The organism is Candidatus Pantoea symbiotica (assembly GCF_056491525.1).
Genome location: NZ_JBSZHR010000003.1, coordinates 437,668 through 456,489, shown reverse-complemented (window position 1 = coordinate 456,489; position 18,822 = coordinate 437,668). Strand labels below are relative to the sequence as shown.

At 54.4% G+C, this 18,822-nt stretch carries 17 protein-coding genes; 9 read left to right on the top strand and 8 right to left on the bottom strand.

What is annotated here, in order from left to right:
- The first annotated feature begins 217 nt into the window (after positions 1-217).
- From ACXIZX_RS22925 to ACXIZX_RS22910, 4 genes are all read left to right on the top strand, one after another.
- Positions 218-1,288, top strand: a complete 1,071-nt coding sequence (locus ACXIZX_RS22925) for an iron-containing alcohol dehydrogenase family protein (protein ID WP_479405136.1) — start codon at positions 218-220, stop codon at positions 1,286-1,288.
- A gap of 32 nt (positions 1,289-1,320) precedes the next feature.
- On the top strand, positions 1,321-2,622 hold the full coding sequence (locus tag ACXIZX_RS22920) for an LLM class flavin-dependent oxidoreductase (protein WP_008109483.1): 1,302 nt from the start codon (positions 1,321-1,323) through the stop codon (positions 2,620-2,622).
- An 18-nt stretch (positions 2,623-2,640) separates the two neighbouring features.
- Positions 2,641-3,840 (top strand): aminotransferase class I/II-fold pyridoxal phosphate-dependent enzyme, encoded by a 1,200-nt coding sequence (locus ACXIZX_RS22915; RefSeq protein WP_479405135.1) that lies wholly within the window; start codon positions 2,641-2,643, stop codon positions 3,838-3,840.
- Positions 3,841-3,978: 138 nt separating this feature from the next.
- Complete coding sequence (locus tag ACXIZX_RS22910; RefSeq protein ID WP_179452750.1) at positions 3,979-4,839, top strand: 5'-methylthioadenosine/S-adenosylhomocysteine nucleosidase; 861 nt, start codon at positions 3,979-3,981, stop codon at positions 4,837-4,839.
- 64 nt (positions 4,840-4,903) lie between these two features.
- On the opposite strand, the gene ACXIZX_RS22905 is transcribed toward ACXIZX_RS22910, so the two are convergent.
- Positions 4,904-5,305 (bottom strand): H-NS family histone-like protein, encoded by a 402-nt coding sequence (locus tag ACXIZX_RS22905; protein WP_008109487.1) that lies wholly within the window; start codon positions 5,303-5,305, stop codon positions 4,904-4,906.
- 539 nt (positions 5,306-5,844) lie between these two features.
- Between ACXIZX_RS22905 and fhuE the strand changes: the two genes are divergently transcribed.
- On the top strand, positions 5,845-8,043 hold the full coding sequence (fhuE, locus tag ACXIZX_RS22900) for a ferric-rhodotorulic acid/ferric-coprogen receptor FhuE (protein WP_154194419.1): 2,199 nt from the start codon (positions 5,845-5,847) through the stop codon (positions 8,041-8,043).
- A gap of 115 nt (positions 8,044-8,158) precedes the next feature.
- On the opposite strand, the gene ACXIZX_RS22895 is transcribed toward fhuE, so the two are convergent.
- The 6 genes from ACXIZX_RS22895 to ACXIZX_RS22870 all read right to left on the bottom strand — a co-directional run bounded on the left by ACXIZX_RS22895 (position 8,159) and on the right by ACXIZX_RS22870 (position 14,294).
- Positions 8,159-9,277, bottom strand: a complete 1,119-nt coding sequence (locus tag ACXIZX_RS22895; protein ID WP_179452749.1) for a M20 family metallopeptidase — start codon at positions 9,275-9,277, stop codon at positions 8,159-8,161.
- Positions 9,277-10,032: a glutamine amidotransferase gene (locus tag ACXIZX_RS22890; RefSeq protein ID WP_179452748.1), complete on the bottom strand. Its 756-nt coding sequence runs from the start codon at positions 10,030-10,032 to the stop codon at positions 9,277-9,279. The genes ACXIZX_RS22895 and ACXIZX_RS22890 overlap by 1 nt, the downstream gene beginning before the upstream one ends.
- A 13-nt stretch (positions 10,033-10,045) precedes the next feature.
- Positions 10,046-11,125 carry a phosphotriesterase family protein gene (locus ACXIZX_RS22885; RefSeq protein WP_179452747.1) on the bottom strand — a complete coding sequence of 360 codons (1,080 nt, stop codon included), beginning with the start codon at positions 11,123-11,125 and terminating at the stop codon, positions 10,046-10,048.
- Positions 11,126-11,128: 3 nt separating this feature from the next.
- Positions 11,129-12,130 (bottom strand): ABC transporter permease, encoded by a 1,002-nt coding sequence (locus ACXIZX_RS22880; protein ID WP_179452746.1) that lies wholly within the window; start codon positions 12,128-12,130, stop codon positions 11,129-11,131.
- A gap of 18 nt (positions 12,131-12,148) precedes the next feature.
- Positions 12,149-12,895: an ATP-binding cassette domain-containing protein gene (locus tag ACXIZX_RS22875; protein WP_179452801.1), complete on the bottom strand. Its 747-nt coding sequence runs from the start codon at positions 12,893-12,895 to the stop codon at positions 12,149-12,151.
- 370 nt (positions 12,896-13,265) lie between these two features.
- Complete coding sequence (locus ACXIZX_RS22870) at positions 13,266-14,294, bottom strand: LacI family DNA-binding transcriptional regulator (protein ID WP_479405134.1); 1,029 nt, start codon at positions 14,292-14,294, stop codon at positions 13,266-13,268.
- 382 nt (positions 14,295-14,676) lie between these two features.
- Here ACXIZX_RS22870 and ACXIZX_RS22865 point away from each other — a divergent pair, with 382 nt between their 5' ends.
- Entirely contained in the window at positions 14,677-15,627 is a 951-nt protein-coding gene (locus ACXIZX_RS22865; RefSeq protein WP_179452744.1) for an ABC transporter substrate-binding protein, read from the top strand.
- A 4-nt stretch (positions 15,628-15,631) separates the two neighbouring features.
- On the opposite strand, the gene ACXIZX_RS22860 is transcribed toward ACXIZX_RS22865, so the two are convergent.
- The gene (locus ACXIZX_RS22860) at positions 15,632-16,501 is read right to left on the bottom strand and encodes a PfkB family carbohydrate kinase (protein ID WP_479405133.1); all 870 of its coding nucleotides are present in this window, start codon (positions 16,499-16,501) and stop codon (positions 15,632-15,634) included.
- 28 nt (positions 16,502-16,529) lie between these two features.
- On the opposite strand from ACXIZX_RS22860, the gene ACXIZX_RS22855 reads away from it, so the two are divergent.
- The 3 genes from ACXIZX_RS22855 to ACXIZX_RS22845 are packed head-to-tail and all read left to right on the top strand — an operon-like array spanning position 16,530 to position 18,798.
- Positions 16,530-17,375: a BtpA/SgcQ family protein gene (locus ACXIZX_RS22855; protein WP_479405132.1), complete on the top strand. Its 846-nt coding sequence runs from the start codon at positions 16,530-16,532 to the stop codon at positions 17,373-17,375.
- Positions 17,375-18,034, top strand: a complete 660-nt coding sequence (locus ACXIZX_RS22850; RefSeq protein WP_479405131.1) for a TenA family protein — start codon at positions 17,375-17,377, stop codon at positions 18,032-18,034. Before ACXIZX_RS22855 ends, ACXIZX_RS22850 begins: the two co-directional genes overlap by 1 nt.
- On the top strand, positions 18,031-18,798 hold the full coding sequence (locus ACXIZX_RS22845) for an ATP-binding cassette domain-containing protein (protein ID WP_479405130.1): 768 nt from the start codon (positions 18,031-18,033) through the stop codon (positions 18,796-18,798). Before ACXIZX_RS22850 ends, ACXIZX_RS22845 begins: the two co-directional genes overlap by 4 nt.
- Positions 18,799-18,822: the final 24 nt, after the last annotated feature.

Below are 18,822 nucleotides of genomic sequence, written 5' to 3'. Positions count from 1 at the left end.
AAGAGATCAGATTACCAGCAAAGCCATTCCCCGCTATATGTGAAAAATAACTAAGCTAATGCGAATTTGTGAAAATGAAATCGCCCCTTTTGCATTGCTTAAATCGTTATTTACCGTAGTATGCAGAAAATACATAGCGCTATAACTATTCTGTATTAACCCTCTGAATTATCTTAATTTAATCCGTTATAGCCTTATTCTTAATCAGGGTGACGCCGTGTTAGCGATCAAATCTCCGCGTGCATATGCACATGAATCCGGTTTGCGTGCGCGCGCCGGTGAATTTATCAAACCTTACGCTTCCCATATTCGCATCTTTACTTCTCCTCGCGCCTGGCAGGCGGTAAATCCGGAATTAACTCAGAGCCTTGAAGCCAATGCTATTCGCTGGGAAATAGAGTATCTGACCGGTGAATGCACCGATGCCGCGATTGAAACCCTGAAGCAAAATGTCGAACAGCAGGGCGCTGAACTGCTGTTTGCGGTCGGTGGCGGACGCGTGCTGGATGCGGCGAAAGCGGTTGGCAGCCAATTGCCCGATCTCAACGTGATCAACTTCGCCACGGTTGCCGCAACCTGCGCAGCCTGGTCGCCGGTAGCGATTATTTACAATGAGCAGGGCGGCCATGTGCGCAGCCAGCCGCTGGGCAAAATGCCGGATTTGGTGCTGGTAGATAGTGAGATTATCGCGCGCAGCGACGTGCGTTATCTGAAGGCCGGTATTGTTGATGCGCTGGCAAAATATTACGAGTTCTATCCTTATCAGCGTAACAATCCCAACGATCTGGCGCTGGATCTCAAAGTAATGACCGCCAAACGCGCACTGGATCTTTATCGCGAGCTGGGGCCTGCGGCGGTTGCCGCTAACGAACAGCAGATTGTCACGCCCGAGCTGGTGAAAATCATCGATGCCAACATCGTGTTGGCCGGATTAGCCAACAGCGTGCGCGATGTGCTGCCGACGCCAGGTTTTGCCCACGCCATCCACAATCGTCTGACGCATCAGCCGGAACTGCATGAATGGTTGCACGGCGAAAAAGTGGGTTACAGCCTGCTGGTGCAATCGCTGATTGAGCACGACGGCGTGCCGGATGCCGATTTGCTGGCGCTGCTGCGTGAGTACGACATGCCGCTGACCTTAGCACCGTTAACCGGCGACCGCGCGGCGACGATCCGCACCATCGCTGAACAAATCAAATTCCCGGCGGCCAGCGCCGAGCGCTTGGCATTCCGCATCTCTGCTGATGCGCTGGAACAGGCGCTGCTGGCGACCGAGAACACTTTTTAATCGCATCACTTTTTATTGACCAGGACAAATTAATGGCTAATTCACAACAACAACGCCGCATCCGCTTAGGCCTTTTCGTGCAGCCGGTAGGACAACACGTCAGCGGCTGGCGCCTGACGGAAAAGCTCGGCGATCCGACCGATATTGACTGGCTGATCACCATCGCTAAAAAAGCCGAAGCCGGTAAATTCGATCTGTTCTTCGTCGGCGATGCGCTGGCCACCAGCATGTATCGCCTGCCATCGACCATGGCGCGCCTTGAGCCGCTGACCATGCTGTCGGCGCTGGCGGTCAACACTAAACGTATTGGTCTGGCGGCCACTGCGTCCACCACCTTCAGCGACCCGTTCACCATGGCACGCAGCTTCTCTTCGCTGGACCATATCAGCCGTGGTCGTGCCGCGTGGAACGTGGTGACCTCGTTCTCCGCCGATGTGGCACGCAACTTTAGCCGCAACGACATGCCGAACCACGCCGAGCGTTATGCGCGTGCGCGTGAATTCCTCGAAGTAGCGGAAAAACTGTGGGCCGGCTGGGAAGAGGGCGCGGTGCAGCCGAATAAAGAGACCGGCGCGTACTTTGTTGATGACAAAATCCAGCCGATTAACCACCAGGGCGAGCACTTCCAGGTGCAAGGTCCGCTGAATATTACCCGCTCACCGCAAGGTCGTCCGGTGATTATCGAAGCCGGTTCGTCCGCCGATGGTCAGAAACTGGCGGCGGAAACCGCTGAAGTGATCTTCACCGCTGCGGCCAGCCTCGAAGAGGCACAAACCTTCTATCGTTCACAGAAAGATCAGGTGATCGCCGCTGGACGTAATCCGGATCATGTGGTGATCATGCCGGGCGTGATGCCAATTGTTGGCCGTACGCGTGAAGAAGCCAAAGCGCTGTGGAAAGAGCTCAACACGCTGGTGGATATCGAAAACGGTCTGCGTCAGCTGTCGCTGCGTTTCAGCATGGATCTCAGCCAGTTCCCGCTGGATGGTCCGGTGCCAGAAGTGCCGCTGGGCGAAGGTAACCAGAGCCGCGTCAAACTGATGACCGACATGGCGAAGCGCGAAAATCTGACGCTGCGCGAGCTGGCGGCAGTGGCGGCCGGTTCACGCGGACATCGCGTTATTGTCGGTACCGCTGAAGATATCGCCGACGATTTCGAGCTGTGGCTGAACGAGGGCGGCGCGGATGGTTTCAACATCATGCCAGCGATTATGTCCGAGCAGTTGGATCTGTTCGTTGAGCTGGTGATTCCGGAACTGCGCCGTCGCGGCCTGTTCCGTGATGATTACGAGTTCGCCACGCTGCGTGAAAACCTCGGCTTGCCGGTGGCGTAAACAATTCAGGAGCTCAACATGGTCACCTTATCCAGGCGTGTGCAGTCCGTGTCGCTCTCTGCCAATGCTGCGGCACGTCAATTGACGCGCCAGCTAAAAGAGCAGGGCGTCGATATTCTCGATCTCACCACCGGTGAGCCAGATTTTGATACGCCACAGCACATTCGTCAGGCGGCGGTGGCGGCGATGGAAGCCGGTGAAACGCGTTACACGCCAACCAACGGCACCACGCCGCTGCGCAAAGCGGTGGTAGCCAAGCTGAAGAATGAAAACCAACTCGATTATGAGCTGGGGCAAATCTGCATCGCTAACGGTGCCAAGCAGATCATCTTCAACGCCTTTGCTGCCACGCTGAATGAGGGCGATGAGGTGATTGTGCCGGTGCCGTACTGGCCGACCTTCCCGGATAGCGTACGTTTCAACGGCGGCGAAGCGGTGCTGCTTGAGTGTCCGCTTGAGCAGGAATACAAGTTGCAGCCGCAGCAGCTGGCGCAGGCAATCACCAGCAAAACCCGCTGGCTGGTGCTGAACAATCCCGGCAATCCTTCCGGCATGGTGTACAGCGCTGATGAGCTGAGAGCGCTGGCGACGGTGCTGCGCGATCATCCTGATGTGCTGATCATGTTGGATGAACTCTATGAACATATTCTGTTTGATGGCCGTGAACACGTCAGCTTGCTGCACGTCGCGCCGGATTTAGCCGAGCGCATTCTGCTGGTGGGCGGCGTGTCGAAAACCTACGCCATGACCGGCTGGCGCATTGGCTTTGGTGCCGGGCCAAAAGCCTTGATCGATGCGATGGTGGTGGTGCAGTCGCAAAACAGTTCCGGTGCCAGCGCGATAAGCCAGGCTGCGGCGGTGGCGGCGTATAACGGTGGACTCGACTTCCTGCCGCCGCAACGCATGGCTTATCAGGATCGCCGCGATGCGATTATGACGTTCTTAAAGCCGGTGCAGGAAATTGACGTGCTCAATCCAGATGGCGCATTCTTTATTTTCTGCCGCTGCGCCGGTTTATTGGGCAAAACGCGTCCCGATGGCCAGAAGATCGAAAGCGAGCAAGATGTGATGAATTATCTGCTGGAGAGCGGTGTATCGGGCGTGGCGGGCAGTGCGTACGGCTTATCGCCTTATTTCCGCTTATCAATTGCCACTGATATTGCAACGGTGCGTGAAGCGGGCCGCAGAATTGCGCAGGCCTGTGCGGCATTAAGCTAATTCCTGCTAGATTCGCCAGATAATTCTTAGGTTTTATCTGGCGTCTTATCGCAATAACTTCCAGAGTAAATTAACAACTTTCCAACACGCCCTTCATCCCGCATAATGAGTATTTTCATTATTTCCGGTTATTATTTCATGTCTAAATTATCTTTGAATCTCAATACCGCTTTGATTAGCGGCCTGGCTATTTTCGCGCCGCTGCAAGTCATGGCAAATACAGAAACTTCTCAGGCACCGATCATTATTCAGGGCGCGATGCCGGTTGAAGCCGAGCATTTCGCCGCCAAACTGGAAAACGCTAAAGAGCGCCAGATTGGCGAATGGCGTTTCTGGCAGGGCACGGTTGACGGTTATCCGGTGATTGTTTCTGAAACGCTGAAAGGCATGTCAAATGTCGCGGCGGCAACCTCGATTGCAGCAGTGGAATTCAAACCGAAAGCCATCATTAATCAGGGCACTGCAGGCGGTCACGATCCGGCATTACATGTCTATGACATCGTCGTGGGCAAATATTCGGTCAACCTCGGCGCGTTTAAAACGCCACATAAGCTGCAAGGTACGGGCAGTAATTCCGTTGAGTGGAAACCGATGGATTTGATGGCCTCAAAAGGCAGCGCGGGTGAAGATAAAAATGCCCACAGCATTCGTCAGTTTGCCGCCGATGCGCAGCTGATGAAAGCGGCCGAGCAGGCGATGCCGGCTTATACCAAAGGCAAAGTGGTTGAAGGCGTGATTGGATCGGCTGATGTGTGGAACAGCGAATTGGACCGTATTCGCTTCTTCCATGAGAACTTCAACACCTCCGTTGAGGAGATGGAAACCGCGTCGGCTGCGCAGATCTCATCGCTGTTTAATATCCCGTTTATCGGTATTCGTGTGTTATCTAACAACATCACCAATGACGGTAAGTATGATGCGCAAACCGGTATCGCTTGCCAGGATTATGTCTACGACGTTTTAAAAGCGTATATCAAACAGATTAACGCTCAGAAGTAATAAGTAGAAAACGCAGCACTTGTGCTGCGTTTTTTTGTTCACACTTGGTAATGCATGCTGCCGATTAAATCAGGAAATCATCCATTGAACCGCCAGCTTCCAGTGCGGCTTTAATCGGTGAAGGCGTGCGGCCCTGGCCGGTCCACAATTTCTCGTTACCCTGTTCGTCGATGAACTTATACTTGGCAGGACGCGGGGCGCGTTTCGACTTAGGTTTATTTTCCTGAGTATTTAATTGCGCCAGGTCACTAATATCAATGCCGTCTTTCAACAACATCTCTTTATACAGCGCCAGTTTTTCTTCTTTTTCGCGCTGGGCTGCAGTTTCTGCTTCCGCTTCTTCACGGCGTTCTGCGACTACCACGGCGAATTTTTCCAGCATCTCTTCTAATGCTGCGACCTCAATATTACGTGCTTCGGCACGCAGCGTGCGAAGATTGTTCAATGCGTTAAGTGCATCGCTCATGAATAAATCCTTATTACTTATTTGACTGGTGTAAAGGGGAGCATTCTACGAGATTTTTTGCCAAATTAAAATAATCTGTCGTAGACAGAATTGTCCGGAAAATATTCGGATGATCAGATATTTCTTTATATTGGCTGAGGTTTATCCAATCCTTTTGGCTTATTCACGTAATATTTTTGAGTAATGGGAATAATAGTTGCTGCATTATTCAGCGTTTTAATGCGTTGTATGTGAAGGTCGCCATGAATGGCGACCCTACAAATCGTATGTGTGCTGGAATCTGTTCAATTTCACATATTTGACGAAAATCCTTGCATGAACCTTCCTGAAAATAACGCTTATCAACTATTACTCGTTGAAGAATAAGGCGTTTCACCAAGTGTAAAAGTGTCAGTAAACCGGTAACAATTTCTTGCATTGTAAACCTTAATGCGTATATTTCTCATTTGCTTTCTTAACGGCTTCCTTACTGTCGTTCCTCTTTCAGACGTCAGCAGCGGTGCCCCAAAAAAATAACGAAAAGTTGATTGAGGAATTGTATGTCTTTCGAAGATTTGCGCGTCAGGAAACCCGGCAATGCGCCTCAGCGCGCGTTGCGTCTCTCTTTACTGGCTATGATGGTTGCGTCGGGTATCGCGCAGGCAGCAGAGACCACCAACACCGAACAGACGCTGAACGTTGATGCCAGCGCTAATGCCGATCAGCAACAGCAGGCGGCACAGGATTACAGCGTACCGGTGACGCGTGCCGGGACCAAAATGGCGCTCACCGCGCGCGATATTCCGCAATCGGTTTCGATCGTCAGCAAACAGCGTATGGAAGACCAGCAGCTGCAATCGCTGAACGATGTGCTGGCAAACACCACCGGCATTCACGGCGTCTCGGGCGATATGGATCGTACCAACTACTATTCGCGCGGTTTCCTGATCGACAACTATATGACCGATGGCATTCCCACCGCCTTCGCCTCACGCTGGAACCTCGGCGATGCGCAGAGTGATATGGCGCTGTATGAGCGGGTAGAAGTGGTGCGCGGCGCCACCGGCTTGCTGACTGGCCCAGGCAACCCCTCCGCTTCGATCAACATGGTGCGCAAGCACGCAGATAGCAAAGAGTTTACCGGCAGCGTTTCAGCCAGCTACGGCAGCTGGAACAAACAGCGTTATGTTGCCGATCTCTCTGCGCCGCTGTCCGCCGAAGGTAACGTGCGTGGTCGCCTGGTGGCGGGTTATGAAGATAGAAACAGCTTCATCGAACGCTACGGCGCAGATAAAAAATTCGTCTATGGCGTGGTTGATGCCGACCTGACTGACTCCACCAAATTATCCGTTGGCTATGAGTTCTCGCAGGTGAATACCGATTCAACCATGTGGGGCGGTTCTCCGCGCTGGTATACCGACGGTTCACAAGTCAAGCTTCGTCGTGGTTACAACACCGCGCCAGATTGGGCTTACAACAACAAAGAAAACAAAAAAGTCTTTGTTAACCTGCAGCAGAACTTTGATAACGGCTGGAACGTCACGCTTAACGGCACGCACAATGAAATGTTCCTCGACAGTAAGCAGCTGTATATCGATGGCTATATCAATAAAGACACCGGCATTGCGGTCAATCAGTATCCGGCGTTTTATAACTATGACGCGGTTGGCGGCACCGGCTATAACACCGGCAAACGTAAAGTAGATGCGGTGGATGCCTTCGCCAGCGGTCCTTACGAGATGTTTGGCCGTCAGCATGAGCTGATGTTCGGCGTGAATTACAGCCGTCAGGACAACAAATATTACAGCGCCTGGACCAACATCTCCCCGGCACAGCTGGGCAACTTCTATGATTACAACGGTAATTTCCCGGAATCCGACTGGAACCCGCGTGAACCGGCATCGGATACGCAGCTGGTGCGTCAGAAATCTGCTTATCTGGCAACCCGCATCTCTCTGGCCGATCCGCTGCATGTGATTCTGGGCGCGCGCTACACCAACTGGAATCGTCAGACGCTGACCGAAGAGATGGAGAAGAACAACATCACCCCGTACGGTGGTGTGATTTGGGACTTCTATGACAACTGGTCAGCCTATGCCAGTTACACATCGGTATTCCAGCCACAGGATTATCAGGATGCGTCTGGAGCCTTCCTGGCGCCGGTGATTGGCAAGAACTATGAAGCGGGTGTGAAATCAGATTGGTTTAATAGTCGCCTGACCACGTCTATTTCTGTGTTCCGCACCGAACTGGATAACGTTGGTGAAGCGACCGGCGAGACAATCAACAATATTACCGTCTACGAAGGTAAAAATGGCGTTGTCAGCCGTGGCGTAGAGTTCGAAGTGAATGGTGCGCTGACCGATAACTGGCAGATGACCTTTGGTGGCACCAGCTACGTAGCAGAAGATCGCGAAGGTGAGAATTACAATTCTCAGCTGCCGCGCACCTCGTTCAACTTGTTTACCAGCTATCGTTTGCCAATGCTGGATGAGCTGACCCTTGGCGGTGGCGTAACCTGGCAGTCGAAGACTTACACCGATATTACCGGTCCGGAAGGCAATGGCACCTGGCGCGCACGTCAGGGCAGCTACTCGCTGGTTGATCTGTTCGCACGTTACGATGTCACTAAAAATGTCTCGCTGCAGGCCAACATCAACAACCTGTTCGACAAAGAGTATGACTCCAATGTCGGTAGCGGCGGCATCGTTTACGGCGAGCCACGTAACTTCTCAGTCTCGGCGACTTATCGTTTCTGATGAAAATGCTGGGTGCGCGTAATGCGCATCCAGCATTTTCAGCGGTCGCCATGAATGGCGACCCTACACGCGATTGTCGAGATTTTCGTAGGGTCGCCATTTATGGCGACCTTTGCTAAACCTTCATCCACTCCGCAATAATCTGCCCATACAACTGCTCGGCTTCACCCAGCTTACTCACCAGACAATACTCATCGGTTTGATGTGCCATCGTCGGTTCGCCCGGACCTAAAATAATGCACGGCGGATGGCCCAGCGCCGGCAGCAGCAACGAGGCATCGGTAAAGTACGGCACCACGCGCGCCTCTAATGGCTGCTCAAAAAACGCCTGACAATGATGATAAACCGACTGAATCCACCGATTCTCTTCGGAACTCAATACCGCAGGCAGATCAACCAAGGTAGTAACGTGCACCTCTTCGCCCAGCAATTCGCCTAACTGCTGGCGAATGGTGGCGTGTTGCAGGTTTGGCGCGCTGCGGATATCGACATCAAATGCCGTGCGATCCGGTACCGAATTAATATTCAGGCCACCCTGAATTCGCCCAACGTTCAGCGTCGGTTGCTTCATTAAAGGATGCGGCGCGCCGGGCGAGAAGTGGCGGATTTTGCCTAACGCGTCGGCGGCAAGATAAATGGCGTTAATGCCCAGCTCTGGCATCGCGCCGTGCGCGGTTTTCCCGCGCGTCTCGCAGCGCAGCCACAGAGCGCCTTTGTGACCAATCACCGGATAATTTGCTGTTGGTTCGCCAACGATCAGCGCCCCAATTTCCGGTAACCTGCCGGCTGCAATCAGCGCCTGCGCGCCATCGCAGCCGGTCTCTTCACCGCCGGTAATCAACATCACCACGCCGCGCCCGGCGAGAATCGCCTGCTGTTGCTCGATGCAGGCGAGGGCAAAAGCGGCTATGGCCGCTTTCATGTCACTCGAACCGCGCCCATAAAGCCGATCGTCTGCCACTTCTGAACCAAAAGGATCGTGCTGCCACGGCTGGTTACCAAGCGGCACGGTATCGAGATGGCCGGTAAACGCCAGCGGTTTACCCGGCGCGCTGCCGCGCATTTGCGCCACCAGATTGCTGCGACCTTCGCCAAACGAAGAGAGCTGCACCTCAAAACCCTGCTCGCTGAGCCATGCGGCAAAAAACGCCATACAGGCGGCTTCGTTGCCCGGCGGATTAATGGTGTCGAAGCCGAGCAACCGCTGCGCGAGGGCCAGTGACGCGGGCTGCATCAGGCGCGCTCCGTCAGCCAGTCGAAGCAGTTAATCCACAACTGGCGATAGCCGGACCATTGGGTAAACTCTTCCGGCAGCCAGTGCGCCGACATATCGCTGGTCCACACCAGCGAACGGCCTTGCTGATATTCCCGTACCGCTAATAAAGGATGCGATGTCCCGGCGACGGTCGCCAGCAGCGTACCTTCGGGCTGCATCTCCACTTCGTTGTAACCGAGCATCCACGGCCATTCGCCGGAGATGTTTTCGAACAGCGCGTGCGATTGTGTCTTTTCTAGCGTGGAACCTTCCGGCGTTTCAATGCGGTCATCCCAGGCGAGGCAGCGCACCGGCAACACTTTTTCCACCAGCGTATTACGGAATCGCGCGCCGCCATTGATGCCCTGAAAACTGAAGTAACCGCCAATCATCATCAGGCTGCCGCCTGCGGCAACGTAATCGTGGATTAATGCCAGTCGATTAGCAGTGCGACGGCTTTTCAGCCAGGTATCGGGATGCAGCAGCAGCGTATTGGCACCGATATCCGACAGGATAATCACATCCCATTTTTGCAGCCCTTCCAGCGTCAGTGGGAAATCCGTGGCGGCAGCATGCGCAGGCATGTGGGTAATGGCGTACTCGCTATCTTTCAGCGCCGCGATAAAATCGCTGGCACCGCTGTGCCAGGTGGCGGTCGAGAACTGGTCAAAGCCTTTAATGTGGTTCGAGGTGCTGGTCCAGGATTCGCCCACCAGCAAGACTTGTTTCTGCATGATATTTTCCCTTTTACCCGCCAAATACGCGCTGCGGGTTAGCAATCATTAAGGTTTCGAGTTGTTCGCCGCTGACGCCGTGACGTTTCAGGCGCGGGACAAAATGTTTGAGTATGTAGCCATAACCGTGGCCGCCAAAGCGCGTCAGCATGGTTTTCAGGAACACATCCTGCGACAACAAAATTTGCTGGATGTAGCCGTCATCAATCAGTTCGCAGATGGCGCGGGCGTTCTCTTCATCGGAAGGCGATTGCGCGGATTCATCGGCGTAGTAATAGCTCATGCCGATCATGTCGTATTCCAGGAACACGCCGCGATCGGCCAGTTCGCGCTGATAGCTTTTATCGGCGAAGCTGGGATTCATATGGCACAGCACGGTGTGACGCAAATCGGCGCCTTCCTGTTGCAGAATATCCAGCACTTTGTGGCCTAAACGTTCCCAACCCGGCAGATGCACCTGAATCGGCACGCCGGTCGCCGCACTGGCACGTCCGGCGGCGCGCAGCGACTTCTCTTCATCGGCGGTAAAGCGGCTGGAGATACCGATCTCGCCGATCAATCCGGCAATCACCTCGGGTTTCTCCGCTGCGCCGCCAAGGTCAAAAATCAGCTTCTCGCTGAGTTGCTCAACGCTAATGCTCTTCACCCATTCCGGGTGCGACGGCTCCAGATATAAACCAGTGCCCATCACGATGTTAAGTCCTGTTAAGCGTGCAATACGTTGCAGCCCTCTGGGATCGCGGCCAATGCCGATATTAGTGGGATCGACGATGGTTTCGCCGCCCAGCGCGCGGTACTTCATCAACTCGTCGATCGCCATGTCGACATCAAACAGCTGGCAGTTATCGCGGCTCATCAACGGATTCATGTTGAGTTCGCCGAGGTTCTCCATTTTGACCGGCATCTCAGCGATATGACGATCGCTGCAACAGCAGGGCGGCACCCATTTGCCGGAAGCATCCAGCAGAATGTGTTCGTGCATCAAGGTGACGCCCATCTCGGCCAGCGGCAGCGGCCCCAACACCGTCATCACATGTCCACTGCTCACACCGAGCGGTAACGGATCCGCGTGGCGAAAAATTGATCCTTTCATCAGCTATCCTTTTGCCGGTGCACGGGTGGGATTGAGAATGCGGGTGTTGAGCCAGATGGCGAGCAGAATGATGGTGCCGGTAGCAATTTGCGTATAGAACGGCGAGATGTGCGACAGGATCAGCCCGTTCTGGATAATCGCAATCGACAGCGCGCCCAGCAGCGTGCCGATAATGGTGCCGAAGCCACCAAATAAGCTGGTGCTGCCGAGCACCACGGCGGCGATCACCTGCAACTCAAAGCCTTCGCCCTGATTGGATGAGCCGCTGCCGAGACGCGCGGTGATGATCATCCCAGCCAGCGCCGCCGCCATGCCGCTGATAATGTAGACTTTCATGGTGACCGCTTTGGTATTGATGCCGCTGCGGCGCGCGCCTTCGGCATTCGAACCAATCGCCGTCACGTAGCGACCAAAGCGCATGTGGTTAAGCACAATATGCCCGGCAAACAGCACCACAATGCCAATCAGCGCTGGCATCGGGATGCCCAGTACCCACGCGCGGCCCATAAAGGTAAACAAGCTGTCGGCCGGAATCGGAATCGAGTAACCCTGAGTAACCAGCAGCGCAATCCCGCGTACTACGGCTAACGTAGCTAAGGTGACGATAAACGCCGGAATCCCCTCAAAGGCGATAAAGAAGCCATTGATGGCGCCGACCAATCCGCCCAGCAGCAGCCCGCCAATTAACACCACCGGCCACGGCAATCCCCAGTTATTCAGCGCGATAGCCGAAAGCGCGCCCACCAGCGCCAGCGTCGAACCCACCGACAAATCAATGCCGCCGGTGGTGATCACCAGCGTCATCGCGGTGGCAACGATCAGCAGCGGGGCGCTTTGGCGAATGATGTTCAGCCAGTTGGTGCTGGAGAGAAAGTTGCTGGTGATCAGCGAAAACACCACGCAGCAAAAGATGAAAAACAGCGCAATGCTCACCACGCCCGAATGGTTGTGCAGCAGGCGACGCGGTAGCGAATGCTGGATCATGCGCGAACTGCTTAAATTCATGATGCTCATCCCGTTACCTCAGTGTGCAGCCGCTGAGTGAGCGGTAAATTTCTCACCCACGATCAAATTAACGATATCGCCTAGGCTGGTATCCGCCACGCTCCGATCCGCCACGTTGGTGCCTTCGTACATCACCATGATGCGGTCGCATACCAGGAACAGATCCTGCAGGCGATGGGTGATGAGGATGACGCTGACACCGCGCGCTGAGACACGGCGGATCAGCTCCAGCACCGCTTCCACTTCCGCCACCGCTAATGCGGCGGTCGGTTCATCCATGATCAGCACTTTGGGTTCGAATGCGGCGGCACGCGCAATGGCGATCGCCTGACGTTGTCCGCCCGACAAATTGCGTACCAGCAAACGCGTGTCCGGAATCGAAATGCCCAAACCCTTCAGCATCTCACGCGCTTCGGCGTGCATTTTCGCCTGATCGAGAAAGGGAATGCCGAGCACGCTTTTCATTGGCTCGCGTCCCATAAACAGGTTTCCGGCGACGTCCACCGTGTCGCACAGCGACAGATCCTGGTAGACCATTTCGATATGGCAGCGGCGCGAATCGGCTGGATTGGTGAAGTGTTGCTGTTCACCGTCAATGCGAATGCTGCCGCTGGTGGGCACCACCGCGCCAGAAAGCACTTTGGTCAGCGTCGATTTACCCGCGCCGTTGTCGCCGACTAAGCCCAGCACTTCGCCTGGCGCCAGTTGCAGATTGACGCCGCGCAAGGATCGTATCGAACCGTAAGTTTTGGTGATGTTAATCATCTCTACCCGCGCTGGGGTAGCGTGTGGCTGCTGCATCTGAACACTCCCAATCGGTTGCCGGGAACTTTGCCTGTTAACGCGAAAATGGCTTAACTGACACGATTTACAGTCTAGTAAACCGCTTTACCTGTCAGTTAAATCACTGGCCGCACTTCCAGAGCAATGGGGTACAACGATATTTGTTTGCCGCTGAGAACGTTGCAGCTTCTGTGCCAGGTTAGAATTTAGTCAGTTTAGTCTGCATTAAACGCAAGAAGATTCAGCAGGTTAAAATTTTATTGTTGAGTAAACCGGTTTACTTCGAAGTACTGAACATCGCTTCATTGATCAACTTTTGCGCCAAATCTGTGCAATTTTGCGCCATCGTGGATCAGGGCAGGCGGATTTGGATCGAATCGCGTCCCACCCATTCAACGGGTAAGCGTGTTTCCAGCGGGATATTCACGTCGTTATTCAGCAGGCGCAGCATAATGTCCACGGCGGTATAACCCAGTTCCCGCGCGGGTTGGCGAATGGTGGAGATACGCGGCTGCGTCAGGTCGGTGTAGTTGGCATCATCAAAGCCGACCAGCGAAAGCGCTTCCGGTGCCTGTAAGCCACTGGCGCGCAAACCGTCCAGCAATCCCAGCACCAGATAATCGCTGGCCGCAAACACCGCAGAAGGGCGAGGCGACTGACTGAATAGCCGCTGCAAAGCCTTTTGGCCAAACTCACGTTCGTAGTTGCCGTACATCACCCATTCGGCAGGAACCGACAAACCGGCCTGCTTCATGGCGGTGCAGAAGCCGAGATAACGTTCGCGCACGCTCATCAACTGTTCCGGGCCACCAATAAAGGCGATATGACGATGTCCAGCGGCGATCAGCTGTTCGGTGGCGATGCGTCCGCCCTGTACGTTATCGGCAAACACTTTAGGCACGCTGCTGCCGGGAATATCCTCATCCAGCAACACGATATGCTGATGGCGCTGAATCTCTTTACGCAACACGCCGTTATCCGGTCGGTTGGTGGTGAACAGCAGGCCATCAACCTGACGCGTATCCAGCCAGCGAATGAACTGCGCTTCTTTGTCGGGATTGTTGCGGGTGATGCACAACACCAAACTGTAACCGCGCGCCGACGCCGCTTCTTCTGCGGCATCGGCCAGTTCGGCAAAGAAGGAGTTGGTGATATCGGGCAGCACCAAACCCAGGGTTTCACTGCCGCCTTTGCTCAGACGTCGCGCCAGGCTGTTGCCGCGATAATCGAGTTGGCGAATCGCCGCTTCGATGCGGTCAATCGTCTCCTGCGGCAAAACGATGCTGTGATTCATATAGCGAGAGACCGTGGCTTTGGAAAGCCCGGCTAGTTGTGCCACGTCGGATAACAACACGCGTTTTGAATTCATGTTCCTCGCCATCTGGATCATCTTGTGGTTGCTGCAAGGTAGCCGTAAGGTCGCCATTAATGGCGACCCTACAAAACCGCGTTTTACATTCGTAGGGTCGCCATTTATGGTGACCTGCTCCTTCACAAGACTTAATCATTGCACATCGTCAACCAAATAAACACTTGACAAAAAAAGTTACTCAGCGAATTGTATGCACAGTTTACCGCATTACCGGGAATTTATTCCCAAACCGACTTAAGTTATTTCACCAGGTATTCCTAGCGGATGGGTTACCGAAACAAACTTAAGCAGGTCGCTTTAATCTCACCATCGATATTTGCCCGCCAAAAATAATCTCAGTGTCTTAACGCTGGGAAACGCTGATTATTATTTATTCCCGACGAGGAACACCATGATGTTATCTTTCACCGGAAAACTGCGTTCATTGGTTTTGGCTTCCACCTTAATTTCTGCGGGTTCATTTTTCTCCCTGGCGCAGGCCGCGCCGACTTATGCATTGGTGCAAATTAATCAGCAGGCGCTGTTTTTTAATCTGATGAACCAGGGCGCACAAGAAGCCGCAAAAGCCAGCGGTAAAGATCTGGTTATCTTTAACGCGACCGATAATCCGGTGGCGCAGAACGATGCGATTGAAAACTATATTCAGCAAGGTGTGAAAGGTATTTTGGTTGATGCGATAGACGTCAACGGCATTATGCCCGCCATTAAAGAAGCCGCCGCCGCTAAAATTCCTGTCATTGCCATTGATGCGGTATTACCGGCCGGTCCACAAGCGGCACAGGTTGGCGTAGATAATCTCGAAGGCGGCAGAATCCTCGGTAAATATTTCGTCGATTACGTGGCGAAAGAGATGGGCGGAAAAGCGCGTCTCGGCATTGTTGGCGCGTTGAACTCGGCAATTCAGAACCAGCGCCAGAAAGGCTTCGAGGAGACGATTAAAAGCAACAGCAAAATCACCGTCGCCGATGTGGTGGATGGCCAGAATATTCAGGACAACGCCATGACGGCTGCGGAAAACCTGATTACTGGTAACCCTGATTTAACCGCGATTTACGCCACCGGAGAACCGGCATTGCTGGGTGCGATTGCGGCAGTTGAAAACCAGGGCCGCCAGAAAGATATCAAAGTATTTGGCTGGGATCTGACGGCCAAAGCCATTAGCGGTATTGATGGCGGCTACGTCACCGCCGTGTTGCAGCAGGATCCGAAAAAGATGGGTGAAGAGGCGCTGAAAGCCCTCAACGCGCTCTCTGAAGGCAAAACGGTGAGCAAAACCATTCTGGTGCCGGCCACCGTGGTAACCAAAGCGAACGTTGATACCTACCGTCCGCTGTTTAAGTAAGAAATCACTCGCTGCGCGTGGCCAGCAGCGCAGCGAGTTCCTGCTGGTTGGGAAAAGCGTTAACGGTGCCGGTACGACTCACGGTAATAGCGGCAGCCTGGCTGGCATGCTGCAGGGAAAGCGCATCGGGCTCCACGCCGCGCAGGAGCGAGGAGGCGAGCAGCACGGCGAGGAAGGTATCTCCCGCGCCGGTGCTGTCCAGCGCGTTGACCGGTGATGCCGGACAGAAGTGGCGCTCGGTTTCCGTGATCAGCCACGCACCTTGCGCGCCTTGGGTGATCACTAAGCTGCTGACGCCAGCCGGTTGCAGCAGCTCAGCTTCCAGCTGGTTAACCACCGCGATATCCACCAGCGGCCAAAGTTGGGCGAAGTCAGGATTGACCGGCGAGGGATTAAATACCGTTTTCATGCCGTTGGCTTTTGCCCACATAAAAAGAAGACGGGTTTTCTCAACCGAGAAGTTGCCCTGTTGCAGCAATATATCGCCTTTCTTTGCATCGGAGAAATAAGGCAACATCTGTTCGACGGTTAATGCATCTGCCGCTGCGGTAGTGGTAATAATGGCATTGTCGCCATCGCTGCTGTTGAGAATAATTGAGGAGTCGCTGTGTGGTGAATAATATTCAGTGGGATATAGTTTAACCGGCTCATGCGCTATTTTTTCACGCAGCCATTGCCCGTTACTGTCGTGACCGATTGCGGCAATTAATTTTGTCTCGAGACCACAACGTGCAATAACAATCGCCTGATTAGCGCCTTTGCCGCCTATATCCTGCGAGGTTTTTACGCCGTGAATCGACGCGCCTTTTTGCGGCAAGTCGCCAATCGACCAGGTTTCATCAACAACAATATTCCCTGCAACATAAATTTGCATAATGGTTCTCGTTAATAAGGTGGAGAAGATGGTTTCTATATCAGCAGGAAAAGCCAGCGCAATACAAGATATTTTTTCCAGAAAGAAAGCTGTGATTGGCGTGGTGCATTGCGATGCTTTTCCGGGTGCGCCTAAATATCGAGATAAACCGCTTTCGGCTATTATTGATCGTGCGCTACGCGATGCCGATAATTATATTTCCGGTGGCGTGCACGGTTTGATTATTGAAAACCACGGTGATATTCCTTTTGCCAAACCGGACGATATTGGACCGGAAACCGCTGCCTTTATGGCGGTGATCACCGAAAAGATTCGCGAGCGTTTTGGCGTGCCGTTAGGCATCAACGTATTGGCGAACGCCGCCATTCCGGCCTTTGCTACCGCCTTAGCCGGTGGCGCGGATTTTGTGCGTGTTAATCAGTGGGCCAACGCCTATATCGCCAACGAAGGCTTTATTGAAGGCGCGGCGGCAAAAGCGCTGCGCTATCGCAGCCAGCTGCGCGCCGAACACATCCGCGTGTTTGCCGACAGCCACGTCAAACACGGCAGCCACGCGATTGTTGCCGACCGTTCGATCCAGGAGCTGACGCGCGACGTCGATTTCTTTGAAGCCGATGCGGTGATCGCCACCGGACAACGCACCGGCGACAGCGCCACGCTGGATGAGATCGACGAAATCCGCGCCGCCACCGAGCTGCCGCTGCTGGTCGGTTCCGGCGTCACGCCCGCCAACGTTTGCCAGATTCTGGGTCGCACCCAAGGTGTGATCGTCGCCAGCACCCTGAAAGTCGACGGCGTTTGGTGGAACGAGGTTGAGCTGGAACGCGTGAAGCACTTTATGTCCGTGGCGCAAGCGGCGCTGGAGGACGTGTAATGAACAGCTTCACTGACCAGCTTTTGCAGCAGCACGACAAACTGTGGCAGGCGATGCAGCAGCATCCGTTTGTGCTGGATATCGAGCGCAATCAGCTGCCCGACGCGGTGTTTAATCGCTATCTGGTGTTTGAAGGCAACTTCGTCGCCACCGCCATCAATATCTTTGCGCTGGCGGTGAGCAAAGCGCCGGATATCCGTCAGCAGCGCTGGTTAATCGATGTGTTGAATGCGCTGGTGGATACACAAATCGCCTGGTTTGAGGAGGTGCTGGCGCGCCGCAACATCAACCCAATGGATTATCCCGACGATCTGCCCGGCGTCACCGCGTTCCGCGATGGCATGTTTACCGTGGCAAAGCAGGGCAGTTTTGCCGAAATCCTCACGCTGATGTTTGGTGCCGAGTGGATGTATTACCACTGGTGCGCCCGCGTCAGTGCCCAGCCGCTGCTGGATGACGACATTCGTCATTGGGTCGATATGCATGCCGAACAGGAGTTTTACCAGCAGGCGCTGTGGCTAAAAACCGAGCTGGATCGCACTGCGCTGGCGTTGGCGGAAGAGGAAAAGCAGCGCTTGTCCGATCTCTACGCGCAGGTGCTGCAGTGGGAAATCGATTTCCACAGCGCCGCCTATCTCAGCGGCGGGGAGGCGAGATGAGCAGCTGTTTTATTGAAGCGCGCAACATCTGCAAACGCTTTGGCGCCTTAACCGCCCTTAATCAGGTCAATCTCAGCATCCATCGCGGTGAAGTGCTGGCGCTGCTGGGCGACAACGGCGCAGGGAAATCGACCTTCACCAAAGTGCTGTCGGGCGCCTACAGCGCCAGCGATGGCGAACTGTGGATCGATGGCAAAGCAGTGAAATTCACCTCGCCGCGCCAGGCATCCGAACACGGCATCGCCACCATTTATCAGGAGCTGGCGCTGGCGGAGAACCTCAGCATCGCGGAAAACGTGTTTCTTGGCCGTGAACTGAAGCGGCGCGTGCTAGGCATTCCTTTTCTGCGCCGCCGCGAAATGCGTGAGCAGGTCGATCCGCTGTTAAAGGATCTTGATGCGCACATCTCCGATGCCGAGGCCTCGGTCGGCAGCCTTTCCGGCGGACAGCGCCAGGCGGTGGCGATCTGTCGCGCGCTCAACCTCAACGCGCAGCTGGTGATCATGGATGAACCGACCGCCGCGCTGGCGGTAGCCGAAACGCAGAAGGTTTTGCAGTTGACGCGAAAACTCGCCGCACGCGGCTGCGCGGTGGTGCTGATCAGCCACAACATCAGCGATGTGTTCGCGGTTGCCGATCGCATGGTGGTGTTTCGCCGTGGGCGAAAAATTGCCGAGCGCCGTCACGCCGAAACCTCGCCCGATGAAATCGTTTCATTAATTACCGGCGCGCATCCCGATGCGCGCGCCTTTGAGAACCAGTAATTGTTATGCCATTAACCCAGGGGA